Source organism: Rhizobium sp. P32RR-XVIII, assembly GCF_012641395.1.
Lineage (GTDB): Bacteria > Pseudomonadota > Alphaproteobacteria > Rhizobiales > Rhizobiaceae > Rhizobium.
Genome location: NZ_JABAIH010000003.1, coordinates 184908 through 197552 on the forward strand (window position 1 = coordinate 184908; position 12645 = coordinate 197552).

Consider the following 12645-nt stretch of genomic DNA (forward strand, 5'->3'; position numbering starts at 1 on the left):
CGCGGCCGCACAGAAACTGGAGAAAGTCACGTGCTGGAAGTCACAAATGTCAGCAAACAGTTCACCGGAGGCGACGGTGCGAAGTTCAACGCCGTCGACGGCGTGACCTTCAGCGTCGCGGAGGGGCAGCTGTTCACCTTGCTCGGCCCGTCGGGCTGCGGCAAGACGACCACGCTGCGCTGCATAGCAGGTCTGGAACACGCCCAGCGTGGCGAGATCCGGATCGGCGGCACGACGGTGTTCGCGCCGGCCCGGCGAATCAATGTGCCCGTGCATCGCCGCGACTTCGGCATGGTCTTTCAGTCCTATGCCATCTGGCCGCACATGAATGTCTTCGACAACGTAGCCTTTGCTCTCAAGGTGGCACAGCCGGTGCCGCCGCGGGCCGAGATCGTGCAGCGCGTCAACGATGCGCTGGAACGCGTCCACCTCGGGCATCTCGCCTCCCGCGACGCCGTCAAGCTCTCGGGCGGCCAGCAGCAGCGCCTGGCGCTCGCCCGTGCATTGGTGCGCCGGCCGAAGCTGCTGTTGCTCGATGAGCCGCTGAGCAATCTCGACGCCAAGCTCCGCGAGGACATGCGCAGCGAGTTGAAACGGCTGCAGCAGGAGCTGAATATCACCAGCCTGTATGTCACCCACGACCAGTTCGAGGCGCTGGCGCTGTCGGATGTCATCGCGGTGATGAACGACGGAAAGGTGCAGCAGATCGGCTCACCGAAGGAGATCTACGAAAGGCCGGCCAACCGCTTTGTCGCAAAGTTCATCGGTTCGACCAACTTCATTCCCGGCAAGGTGCTCGATCGCATCCCGGCAACGGCGGACGCGCCGGCGGCCCGCCGGGTCGAGACGCCCATCGGCATCCTGTCATGCATGGCTGGCACGCTTGCGGAGCGCGGAACGCCGGTTTTGGTCGCCATGCGACCGGAGCACGTATCCGTTTCCCATGCGGGGTCGGTGGAGGGTGAAAACACCGTTGTCGCTCGGGTAGAGAGGCTCACCTATCTGGGCGAATGTACGGAGATCGAGACGCGTATCGGCGGACATGCATTCAAAGTAAGAGCCCATCCGGACTTCGTGTCGAAGGTGGGCGATACCATCCGGCTGCAACTTCCGGCCCATCGCTGTGTCCTTCTGCCGGAGGATGCAGCGTCAAGCACGAAGCGTGTCGAGGCGGTCAGCGCCTGAGGTGCCCGACCGCTCGGAAATCTGAGTCTCGGACGGCCCGCCCGGAAAGGTCGTGCATAAATTATGGCCGCTAGGCCGAATTTCAGCCGGGTCTGTTCCCGGAGCCGGCAGCGGCGGGGGAGGCCGATGCCGGAGCAACTGATGACTGCGGCTTCCGCGCAGGCGAAAGCGGCCAACCCATGGAGGAATCGATGTTCACATTCGCTTACCGACGCGCCTTGGTCGCGTTAGGCACCGGTGTCCTGATTGCAGCGTCTGTCTTGCTCGCCCCGGCCTGGGCGCAGGACGCGGATAAGGTGAAGGAGGTGGCCAACTACCATGGCGAAGACCGCCAGGCGATGCTCGAAGCCGGCGCGAAGGCCGAGGGCAAGTTGGTGATCTATACGACTGGCACGCAGATCGATCCGCTCGTTGCCAAGTTCCATGAAAAATACCCTTTTATTGCCGTCGAGCAGTTGCGCGCCAGCGCGTCCGATATCGCCCGTCGGGTCTTCGAGGAATACCGTGCCGGCTATTTCGCCGTCGATGGCTTCGAACTATCGGCCTACGGCCTGATCGTGCCGCGCGACAACGGGGCACTGCTGCCATTCTACTCGCCCGAGGCAGCGAACTTTCCCGACAACGCCAAGGAAACGAACGGGAACTGGATCGTCGTGCGCGAATCCTATCCGGTCCTCGGCTACAACACCAAGCTCGTTGCCGAAGCGGATGTTCCGAAGACGTTCGACGACCTGCTCGACCCCAAGTGGAAGGGCAAGATGGCGGTCTCCGGATCGCTCTCAACCACCGGAAACTGGATTGGCTCCCTTGTGATCTCCAAGGGAACTGATTTCGTGCGTCAGCTCAAAAAGCAGGATATCCGGGTCTATGAGGTGACGGGCCGCGCACTGGCAAACCTGCTCGTCTCCGGCGAGGTCGCCATATCACCGAATGTCTACGACTCTCACATTCTGGCGAGCCAAAAGGCGGGGGCGCCCGTCGCATGGCGCGCGCTCGGACCGGTCACCGTCACGGATACGAGTGTCGCACTCGCTTCGCGGGCCCCGCATCCGCATGCGATGATGCTCTTTGCAGATTTCCTGATGTCCAAGGAGGGGCAGGAAATGTACAAGACGCTCGGCTATTCGTCGCCTCGCACCGACATGCAGACGGGAACATCTCCGAAGGAGAAGATCTATCTCTCCAACCGGCCGAACTACATACAGGAGTTCGAGGAGTGGTCCGCCCTCTTCAAGGAGGTCTTCCTGCGGTCCGGCCAGTGATGATTGACGGCCGCCGCGACGCGGCGGCCACACCTGCGATGGGCGGGTTCATGCTATTGTTTCGTGTCTCCAAGGAGCAGCTAAGTGTTCGAAGAATTCGTTCCGCGCAAGAAGATCGGGTATCTGGCGCCGTTACCTGTTATCGACAATCAGCCATATGAATTCTATCGCCTCGCACCACCCGGCGTCATGATGGTGATGACGCCGGTCGGTCTCGGGGAATTCTCCAAGGAGGATGTGGAGCGCGTGTACGAACCCGTCGACAGGCTGGTCGACAGCCTGACGGAGCGCGGCGTCGACATCATTGTCATGGCGGGCGTTCCGCTGCCGCTCCTGATCGGCATCGAGGGCCACGACCGGCTGATGGATCATATCTCGGCGCGCGCGGGCGTGCCTGCGGTCTCTCAGGTGGGCAACGTCACTGCAGCGATGCGGCACCTCGGTCTGCGTAACGTCGTCGTCGCCAACAAGTGGACGGACGAGATGAATGCGTCGCTCGGCGCTTTCATGGCTCGCGAAGGGGTTTCCATGGCCGGCGTTTCCAGCCAGTCCATGGCACCGAAGGATTTCGTGCGCATGCGCTCGCAAAACAGCATGGAATTGGCCTATGAACTCGGCCGGAGAGCCTTTGAGCAATTCCCCGAAGCCGACGGCCTTTACATCGGCGGGGGCGCCTGGATTTCGCAGCCGGTCGTGGAGAAGCTGGAGGAAGAGTTCGGCAAGCCGGCGATCTGCAATCAGACGGCCATGCAATGGAACGTCTTGAGCATACTAGACGTGAGGGAGCCGGTAGAGGGCCACGGCAAGCTCCTTGCGAGTGGCGCCTGCGTCTGAGTGCACTTTTGCGTGAGACTGCCAGCCGCTGATTTCTTGGTTTCCCGGATGCTGATTGATGGCCAACTGAGCGAAGCGAAAACGACGGCTGGCTGGCTTCGCTCAGTCCGGCGGACGAGCAACTGATCGGCGGGTGCCGGCGGCGACCGGAACGGGCCGTGGAAATCCTTGAGATCGAGGTTAAGCACGCCGGCAACACGATCGGCAAGTTGCAGTGTTATGTCGAGGCTACCGAAGATTCGAATGCGGATGCATCCCCTCGGCTCGTTATCCCGACTGTCCGACTGATAGCCTCTCGACCAAGAAGTCGATGAGTACGCGTATTTTCGTCGGCAGCTTCTCGAAGTTCGGGAACAGGAGCTGTAGTTGCTGGTCGGTGATGATTCGGTCTTCGAACAGGCTCACCAGCGCGCCTTGGGCAATCAGATCGTCCGCGGCGAAGTTCAGCATCCGCGCGACGCCGAAGCCGTTCGTCGCCGCCTCCCGGATGACCAGCGGGCTGTTTGACCGCAAGGCGCCATTGACGCGCAGTAGCTTCTGCCCGTCGCCATCGGCAAAACTCCATTCATCTGACTGAGGCTGGTTGAGTAGCACCAGGCAATTGTGGTCGAGCAGATCCTCGGGCCGCTCCGGACGGCCCTTACGCTCCAGATAGGCGGGTGACGCAACGATCCGGTACGGAACCGGCCGGAGCGATCGGCGGCGGATGTTGGGCGATCCCGGATTCCCCTCGCGCGTCAAGTCATTGGTGCGAAAGCCGATGTCGAAGTCGTGCTCGATCATGTCGAGGCCCGGCTTGCCGAAGACCATCTCGATCCGGATGTCCGGATGGCTATTCATGAATTCCAGGATCAGGGGCCAGACCAGGATCTGGCCGGCGCCGGGCGACGAATGGATTCTGATGTCGCCCTTCATCTCTATACTGAGGCAGTCGGCAGCAGCGCGACCCTGCTCGATCTCGCGCAAGCCGCGGACGCAGCCGTTGTAGAATTCCTGGCCAGCGTCGCTGATGGACAGTGTATGGGTTGTTCTGTGTATCAGCTTGACGTCGAGGTAACGCTCCAGCCGGGCAATGCTCTTGCTAACCGCAGATTCCGAGAGGTTGAGGGCCTTGCCGGCGGCGGAAAAACTACCAAGATTCACCACCTTGATGAAGAGCTGAAGGTCTCGAACGTATATCAAACCCGGCTGCTTTCTCTCTGTCCTCGGCCTCGGGTAGCATCGACAACGTCACAACGCCGCGGACTGTGACGGCGCCGGACCCCTTACGCCCGGGAGGCAGCCGAGGGCAGCGCGACCGTCGCGGTCTCCGGCAGACAGATCGTCACAGTGGAGCCGACGTCCACGCCAGCCACGGGTGCGCAGCGGACCGTGAGGCTGAGATCGTGTCCCATGACCACTTTATACTCCAGAAGTTCGCCGAGAAAAGTCTCGCCGAGCACCGTTCCTTCGAACCGGTTGGCGCCATCGATCTTTTTGGGTGACGAAGCGCTGAGCGCAATGCTTTCCGGGCGCACCACGATCGATACGCTGTCGTCAACCGCGGCCGGATGGCGGAAGCGGCAGCGGAGTGGCCCGATCGGTATCATGACGCTGCCAATATCACACGACGCCGGCGCACTCTGCACGGTGGCACTCAGCATGTTGCTCTTGCCTATGAAGTTGGCGACGAACTCGCTGTTGGGTTCGTGGTAAATCTGCTTCGGAGTTCCGAGTTGGACGACGCGTCCTTCGTTCATCACCGCGATCCGATCAGAGAGGGCGAGGGCTTCGGCCTGGTCGTGCGTGACGTAGATTGAGGTGACTCCCCATTCCTTCTGGAGTCGCTTCAGCTCATCTCGCATTTGCTCGCGCAGCTGCGCATCGAGATTGGACAGCGGCTCATCGAGGAGCATTAGCTTTGGCTCGCGCACGAGCGCCCTGGCGAGCGCCAACCGCTGCTGCTGGCCGCCGCTGAGCTGAGTCGAAGGGCGGTCGATGTAACGGGCGAGGCCGACCACGTCCAAAACGTCGCTGACGCGCTTACGGATTTCGCTTTCGGCCATGCGTTTCCGTCGCGAGACGCGCAGCGGATAGGCGGCGTTCTCGAAGACGTTAAGGTGCGGCCAGATGGCATAGGACTGGAATACCATGCCGATGTCGCGGTCATACATCGGAGTGAAGACGCCGGCCTCGGCGTTGAAGAGGCTGCGATCCGCGAGCCGGATAACTCCACGGTCCGGCAACTCTAGTCCCGCGATTGACCGCAGCGTTGTCGTCTTGCCGCAGCCGGAAGGGCCGAGGAGGGTGAAGAGCTCACCCTCGGCAACCTCGAAGTCGATGCCGAATATGCCGCCCGCCGTGCCATCGGAGGTAACATATCGCTTGTAAAGGTTTTCCAGCGCCAACATATCATCGCTCCAGGATCGATCAATGGACGGAGAGGCCGAAGCGCCTCGAGAGAATATAGAGGATGACGCTGACCACCGTCATGAACGCCATCCAAGTGAGGCCCATGGCGGCCAGCTCGTTAATCTGACCGTTGCTCCAGAGGTCGAACAGCGTCACGGCCACCAACTGCGAATGCGGCCCGGCGAGAAGCAGCGGCATCGAAACCGCGCGAACGGACAGCAGGAAGATGAGCAGCCAGGAGGTTACGATCGGCGGCAGCAGCAGCGGCACGACGATCCGCACGAAGGTGGTCCACGTGCGGGCGCCGGCGACACCGGATGCTTCTTCCAGTTCCCGGTTTATCTGCAGCGCACCGGTGTAGGCATAGCGCATGCCATAGGGCAGGTAGTGGACGAACGAGGCGATGACGATCGACAGCACCGTGCCGTAGAGCCCGAAGGGTGTATTCAGGAAGATCTGGAGGAAGGCGACGCCGAGCACGATCGACGGAAAGATCAGCGGCAGGGTGGCGAGCTGATCGAGCAGCCACGCACCGCGGACGCGCCGGACGACGAGCCACGCGCACAAGGCGGCGGCGCCGGAGGAGAGCGTGGCCGCGCCGACGCCGACGATCAGCGTGTTGAGGATCGAACTTCGGAACGAATAGGACTGCGCGACGAGGACATAGTTGTGGAGGGTTACCCGTGTCAGCGACGCGGCGTTGATGCCGTCGTAATAGGGCAGCAGCGACGCCCACAGCACCATGCCGACCGGCAAGACGATGACGAGCCCGATAAAACCGATGAGGATCGCGGCGGTGAGGTAGCGCCAGCGCCCGAGGTCGATCACCCGTGGCCGGAAGCCCTTGCCGGTGATCGTCTGGTAACGCTCGGCGTGGCGCGAGATGCGGCTGTACCAGCGCAGCAGGATCATCACCAACAAGAGGAGTATCACCGAGAAGGCGGCCGATTGCCCGTAGTCTGGCGGGGTGCGCGAATTGACAGCGTCGAAAATGTCGGTGGTGATCACCGAGACACCGCCCGGCAGTCCGACCAGCGCCGGTACCTCGAAGGATTCGAACGAACGAATGAAAACGAGGAGCATCAAGGCGAGAATACCGGGGATGCAGAGCTTCAGCGTGATGCGCAGGAAGGTCTGGAGAACTCCGGCACCGCTCATCATGGACGCCTCTTCAAGGCTCGCATCGGATGATCGCAGCACCGCTGATAGGAGCAGATATGCAAGCGGCGTCCAGATGAAGCCTTCGATCAGGATCATTCCGACCATCGAGTAGACGTCGAAAACCGGCTGATTGCTGCCGGTCAGCGCCATCAGGATCGCATTGAGCGGTCCCGCCCGTCCGAGCACGAGCAGCCAAGCGGCCGTGTAAAGAACGTGCGGTGTGCCGAGCGAGACGACCGACACGACGATCATATAGCGCCGCAGCGGCGTATCCGTTCGTTCCACGATCCAGGCGATCACAACCCCGATGACAATGGCGACGATCGCCGCGCCGACGGAATAGATCGCGGTATTGAGAAGGTTGGCGAAGAAGCGCGGGTTGTCGAGTATCCCGGTGAAGTGCGCGAAAGTGAACTCGTCGAAATAGCCGAGGAAGGTGGTGGTATAGAGGCTGGAGATAATGAGATAGGCAACGGGGGGGAGCACGAGGACGGCAAGGATGATCATCAGCACGATCACACTTGGCGGCGGCGGCGCCCACCGCCGGCTATGTCCGGGTAGGATCATCGCGGGAGCGATATTGCTCATGTCGGTATTCTGCATTGCCATGTTTCGGCGTCCCGATAATGCTGTCGGCACTCTGTGAAGGGTGCGGCTGAGAAGCGGACGCGGCGCTTGGCCACGTCCGGTAATGGTCATGCGATCAGGGGCTTCGTTCAGCGGGTGGCACGGCGCGCCAGCCCGGCCCTTGGTCAGCGCGAGGTCTTCTTGAATATTTCCATCGTGTCCGCCTGCATCTGCTGCGAATCCTCCGGCGTAACCAGCAGCATGTCGCGGCCGTTCAGGGCCGGTACGGTCGGCCGCTGCGCCTCTGGCGGTGCGACGTCGGGATGCGCCGGGATATAGTTTGCGTCAGCGAGGAAATGCTGACCCGCCTTGGAGAGCAGGAAGTCGATAAAGAGCATTGCGGCATGTGGATGCGGCGCCGTCTTCAGCAACTGGATATGGTCCGGGCGAGCGAGCGTTGGATTGGGCGAGACGAACCAGACCGGGGCGCCCTTTTCATGACTGATGATCACATGATGCAGAGCGGCCGACAGCAATATGTCGTGCTCGCCTGCGATCACCTGATCCAGAGCCGCCCGGACGCTTCCGGTCAGAGCGGCTACGTCCTGCTTGGCGAGCTTGTCGAAATACGCCTCAGCCTTCTCCTTGCCCCAGAGTTTGATGAGATAGTTGATCACCAGCGGCCCGCCGGTCTCCTGGCTGTCGGTCCAGACCATGCGGCCTTTCCACTTCGGATCGAGCAGATCTTCCCATGTCTTGGGAGCCTCCGCTTCCGAAATCCGGGAGGTGTTGTAGCCGATACCGGTGTAGGTGAAGCGGATAGAGGCCCAGAGATGGTCTTTCTGGATGAATTCAGCGGGGTATTCAGCAAGCACCGGCGAGTCGAACGACTGCAGCAGTCCGGCCTTGGCGAGCGCGGCCGAAGTGCTGGCCACGACGACGTCGGCTTCGCTGACGCCGGCGCGCGCCTGTGCGAAGACCTGCTGGATGATCTGCTGGGAATCGTTGCGCGAGAATTGGAGGTCGATATAGGGATATTTCTTCTCGAACGCCTCCTCCAGTGGTCGCGCCGCCTGGTCCACGATAAGCGAAGTGCTGAGAATGACGGAACCTTCCTTGCGCGCTCCCTCTTCGAGGATGCTCTGGCGGTCTGGCCCGGAAAGATGGGCGATCTTATCGATGTCCTCTGCGCGGACTGCGGTAACGGCAAGCGCCGCCACCAGAACGCCGAGCGTAAGCACGCTCGTTCTGCCTATCTTGATCATGAATAATCCTGCTCTGTAACTGTCGCAAATTTTTTGGTCGCCTTCAGGCGGCGACGCGATTCCTATTCATTGCGAGGCCGAGCCTCCTCCTTCTCAGGTGCCAGCCGAATACCGCTCTGGGCATTAGCCTCCTCCGTCTGGTTACGCCGTCGCAACGACGGCGTTTGATGGAGGCAGAGCATGCGTGTGACCAAGTCTCCTCCCTCCGTCACAGTCGCATTTTTAGGCTTCGATCGACGCCATGAGGTAATGAAACGTCTCCATCCGCACATAGTAAAGCCGTATGTCGGGAAAGACCATTATTCCTGATCGTCATTACGGGTTCGAGCGGAACGTAAAGGGTTTTGGCCGGCATCGTTCCTCATCGGCAATTCCATCATTCCGTTGGTGCGCTTCCACCGGAATTGATCCTTTGACAGAAGTGCCGCCGAGCAACTGCTGCGAGAGGAACGCTGGTCGTTTGGTTTTGGCCTCACGTTTTTCGATGACCTAGATCCAGCTTCGCAGCTGAAGGCCCATAACGAAGAATTGCTGGTATGGAGAATGCGATGTCTCAGAATGTAATCGAGCTTCAGAACGTGAAGGTTGAGCGCGAGGGCGGCACGACTTTCATCTACTTGAATCGGCCTGAAAAGCGGAATGCGATGAGCCCGCAGTTGCACCTGGACATGTGCGAAGCACTTGAGTGGGCTGAAGAAGACGATGCAACCAAGGTTGTTGTCCTATCGGGAGCGGGCGGCAACTTCTGTGCCGGGCAGGATCTGAAGCTGTATTTCCGCGGAACCGAAGACGATCCGAAGGCCCGCGCCCGCGCACGCCGTGCGGCCCATTCCTGGCGCTGGGACAAGCTCTCGAACTTCCCCAAACCGACCATCGCCATGGTTCACGGCTACTGTTTCGGCGGTGGTTTCACGCCGGTCATCGCCTGCGATTTTGCGATCGCGGCTGACGACGCGACCTTTGGCGTATCGGAGGTGAACTGGGGCATTATTCCAGGCGGACTGGTCGCCTGGGCGATCACTCAGGTCATGAACTATCGGGATGCGATCTACTATTCCGCCACCGGCGAACAGTTCAGCGGCCAGGAAGCCGCCGCAATGAAATTCGTCAACAAGTCAGTCGCGCTTCAGGATCTGAAGCCCACCGTCCTTGAGCTGGCGCAGAGCCTGCAAGCGAAAAGCCCCGCGGCGCTGCGCTACACCAAGGAAGCCATCCGCGCCGTGCGCTCAATGTCGAGGGAACAGGCCTTCGATTATCTCAACGCAAAGAGCGACGCGCTGAAATACGCCGATCCCGAGGGCGGCCGTAAGAAGGCGATGTCCCAATTTCTGGATGACAAGACCTACAAGCCCGGCCTGGGAGCCTACAAGCGCTGAAGGTTTGAAGGATAACGGCGACGGGATTCCATCAAGAGGTCATTGTACTTCGAAGCCGCTTTAGAAGGCAGCGATGGAAATAGACCCGGTGGATGGTGACACGGCCGATACGAGACGCCAGGGAAGCAGAGAAGTTGGAGACGTGATGGACGATCACCACGATACGCATGATGCCGAAGGCCCTGCGGGGTACTATCACTCGAAGAAGGATCGTGTGTTCGTGCGCGCGATCGAAGGCGCGTACAATCTGACCGAAGAACTGAACCGTCTCCGCGCCATGCCGCGTGTGCGCAAGGCCAGGGATATTAAGTTCGTCGATGGACCGCAGGCCTACAGCCGCCACTATGTCGAGCCTGAGCACGGCATCACCCAGACCTTCCACCTGCATCTCGAGGAATACGGGCCAGGCGGCAAGAGCCAGAAGCACGGTCATGTCAACGAGGCCGCCTTCTACATCCTCGACGGGGACGGCTACGAGGTCCACGACAACATCCGCTACGACTGGACTGCGGGCGCATCGCGATCGTACACAACAACTGCGTGCACCAGCATTTCAACGCCTCTGACACCAAGCCGGCGCGGGCTCTCGTTATCAAGACCAAGCCGATGTACCTGTTCATGAACATGCTGTTCCAGAAGACCGTCGAGCCGCGCCACACCAGTCCTGCGCCCGGAGGCGAAGATTTTGTAGTGCGCGAGGAGGAAGAAAACTTCAACCACGGTGAGGAATACTGAGATGGCGTGGGGCGAGAGCACGCGATGGATCGCGGGCGGGGACAACAAGGCGCTCTACCAGGCGTTGCTCGACGATGCCACCGAGGCGCCGGCGCGCAACGCTCTTCGCAAGAAGATCGTGCGTCCGGCAGAGATGCCGTGGGAGATGTCGCGCCAGGGCCTGCTCAAGCATCTGATCAACGAGCAGATGAACACGCGAATGGAAACGGTCGACGCCTATATGCAGATCATCCCGCCCGGCAGCTGGTCAGGCAAGCACCGGCATCTGGCGGAAGAATGCCTCTATGTTGTCGAAGGGCGCGGCTACGACCTCCATCAGGATTGCGACGTAGAGATCACTGACACGTATTTCTGGAAGCCGCAGGATGAGATCAAGCGGTTTGAGTGGGAGGCGGGCGACGTCATCTACATCCCGCCGAACACGATCCACCAGCATTTCAACGCCGATGAATCGAAGCCGGCGCGGCTCATTTCGGCTATCAATCGCATCTTCAAGCATTCGGGCCTCAATGACCTTGAGCAGATCGAAGACTCGCCTGAATATGACGCCTCCGTCGTGCTGACGACTGAAAACATAAGAGATTATCTGCGTGGCGGCGCCAGATAGTCCCAACGGCATATGACGGGACCTGCCCAGAAACTGCACGCCGGCTAAATACTGCGTGCAAGGGATGCCCGAGGATGACTGACAAGGTCGGATTAGGGGAGCCGTGCCTTCTCCCTTTGCGACGGCGCCACGTGAGCTAATACATAGCCGGCAATGATAACTCGATACCCCGGCGAAATTACCGTGTTTGTTCAGATGCTTGGCACGACCTGACACCAAATGCAGGTCTGTCTGCGTCGTTGCTTGAAGGGCGAGTTGATGGAAATGACCATCCAAGCGAAAAACCTGTCCGCCAGATGCGCAGTTCTCATCGACACCAACGGTTTCATCCGTCTCTTCAGTAAGATCCCTTCGGCCACGGATATTCCAGATTGGAAAAACGGTGTTTCACATGAGCCTTATTGTCCTGGCTCGCGATTCGATCTCCAATGTCCTGGGAGGACCTAATGCGAATTTTATTTTTGAATCAGGCGCCGCGCGCAAAAGGAAAGAGCCCCGCATATGACGTTGAAGGCATCGAACGCCTTCTGAACGGATATGCCTCACCGGGCACCAAGATCGAAATCGGATTTCCCGACGATTTCGAAGGCTCCAAGATGTTCGAGACAATCGGCAACCAAAGTGTGTTGAACGGTCTCCATCACATGATGGAAACGCCGGCGATAATCCGGAAGATCTTTTGGGCCGCCGAAAATGGCTATGATGCAGTCATTCAGAGCAACACTTTCGATCCTGGGGTGGACGGCGGCAGATTGGCGGTGAACATTCCCGTCATCGGCCTGTTGCGGGCGTCAATGCATGCTGCATTGACGCTGGCCGATAAGGTCGGCATCACCGTCCCCCTTGCCGCCCACGTCCCCTATACCTGGCGGATTCTGCGCGGCTATGGGCTGGATTCATTCGTCAGCTCGATCAAGCCGATCGGCATCTACGGAAGCGATATCCAGCAGCGCAAGCAGGAGATATACGGCATCACCGAAAGGTTGATCCGCTCCTTGGTCGATGAAGATGGTGCCGAGATCATTATTCCGCTCGGCGGCGCGCTGATCCCATATGTAGTCAGCCCCGAAGAGCTTTCGAAGACAACGGGAGTTCAGGTTGTCAACACGAAGGCGATCGGAATTCGCTTCGCCGAGATGTGCGTCAAGCAGGGCCTGACGCAGAGCATTCAGACATATCCCAAGGCGAGCATAAGTTCGGACGATTTCGTCGGCCGCATGTAAGTCTCAACTTTAAGGAAGCTTGCAGAGCAGCGAGACTCT

At 60.0% G+C, this 12645-nt stretch carries 11 protein-coding genes; 7 read left to right on the forward strand and 4 right to left on the reverse strand.

Features of this window, described 5'->3' with window-relative positions:
• Positions 1 to 30 precede the first annotated feature (30 nt).
• The 3 genes from HGP14_RS10545 (at position 31) to HGP14_RS10555 (ending at position 3281) form a co-directional block, all read left to right on the forward strand.
• Positions 31 to 1185 (forward strand): ABC transporter ATP-binding protein, encoded by a 1155-nt coding sequence (locus HGP14_RS10545; RefSeq protein ID WP_168829789.1) that lies wholly within the window; start codon positions 31 to 33, stop codon positions 1183 to 1185.
• A gap of 191 nt (positions 1186 to 1376) precedes the next feature.
• Positions 1377 to 2447 carry an ABC transporter substrate-binding protein gene (locus HGP14_RS10550; protein ID WP_168829790.1) on the forward strand — a complete coding sequence of 357 codons (1071 nt, stop codon included), beginning with the start codon at positions 1377 to 1379 and terminating at the stop codon, positions 2445 to 2447.
• An 84-nt stretch (positions 2448 to 2531) separates the two neighbouring features.
• A complete protein-coding gene (locus HGP14_RS10555; RefSeq protein ID WP_168829791.1) occupies positions 2532 to 3281 on the forward strand; it encodes a hypothetical protein in 750 nt (249 codons plus the stop codon).
• 267 nt (positions 3282 to 3548) lie between these two features.
• On the opposite strand, the gene HGP14_RS10560 is transcribed toward HGP14_RS10555, so the two are convergent.
• From HGP14_RS10560 to HGP14_RS10575, 4 genes are all read right to left on the reverse strand, one after another.
• Positions 3549 to 4463: a LysR family transcriptional regulator gene (locus HGP14_RS10560; RefSeq protein WP_168829792.1), complete on the reverse strand. Its 915-nt coding sequence runs from the start codon at positions 4461 to 4463 to the stop codon at positions 3549 to 3551.
• Between the two features lie 83 nt (positions 4464 to 4546).
• Positions 4547 to 5671 carry an ABC transporter ATP-binding protein gene (locus HGP14_RS10565; RefSeq protein ID WP_168829793.1) on the reverse strand — a complete coding sequence of 375 codons (1125 nt, stop codon included), beginning with the start codon at positions 5669 to 5671 and terminating at the stop codon, positions 4547 to 4549.
• Positions 5672 to 5690: 19 nt separating this feature from the next.
• A complete protein-coding gene (locus HGP14_RS10570; RefSeq protein WP_246704419.1) occupies positions 5691 to 7442 on the reverse strand; it encodes an ABC transporter permease in 1752 nt (583 codons plus the stop codon).
• A gap of 143 nt (positions 7443 to 7585) precedes the next feature.
• Entirely contained in the window at positions 7586 to 8665 is a 1080-nt protein-coding gene (locus HGP14_RS10575; RefSeq protein WP_168829794.1) for an ABC transporter substrate-binding protein, read from the reverse strand.
• Between the two features lie 548 nt (positions 8666 to 9213).
• Here HGP14_RS10575 and HGP14_RS10580 point away from each other — a divergent pair.
• The 4 genes from HGP14_RS10580 to HGP14_RS10595 all read left to right on the forward strand — a co-directional run bounded on the left by HGP14_RS10580 (position 9214) and on the right by HGP14_RS10595 (position 12606).
• The gene (locus HGP14_RS10580; RefSeq protein WP_168829795.1) at positions 9214 to 10041 is read left to right on the forward strand and encodes a p-hydroxycinnamoyl CoA hydratase/lyase; all 828 of its coding nucleotides are present in this window, start codon (positions 9214 to 9216) and stop codon (positions 10039 to 10041) included.
• Between the two features lie 73 nt (positions 10042 to 10114).
• Entirely contained in the window at positions 10115 to 10663 is a 549-nt protein-coding gene (locus tag HGP14_RS10585) for a hypothetical protein (RefSeq protein ID WP_205927116.1), read from the forward strand.
• Between the two features lie 114 nt (positions 10664 to 10777).
• Positions 10778 to 11383: a cupin domain-containing protein gene (locus HGP14_RS10590; RefSeq protein WP_168829796.1), complete on the forward strand. Its 606-nt coding sequence runs from the start codon at positions 10778 to 10780 to the stop codon at positions 11381 to 11383.
• 446 nt (positions 11384 to 11829) lie between these two features.
• Positions 11830 to 12606: an aspartate/glutamate racemase family protein gene (locus tag HGP14_RS10595; RefSeq protein ID WP_168829797.1), complete on the forward strand. Its 777-nt coding sequence runs from the start codon at positions 11830 to 11832 to the stop codon at positions 12604 to 12606.
• Positions 12607 to 12645: the final 39 nt, after the last annotated feature.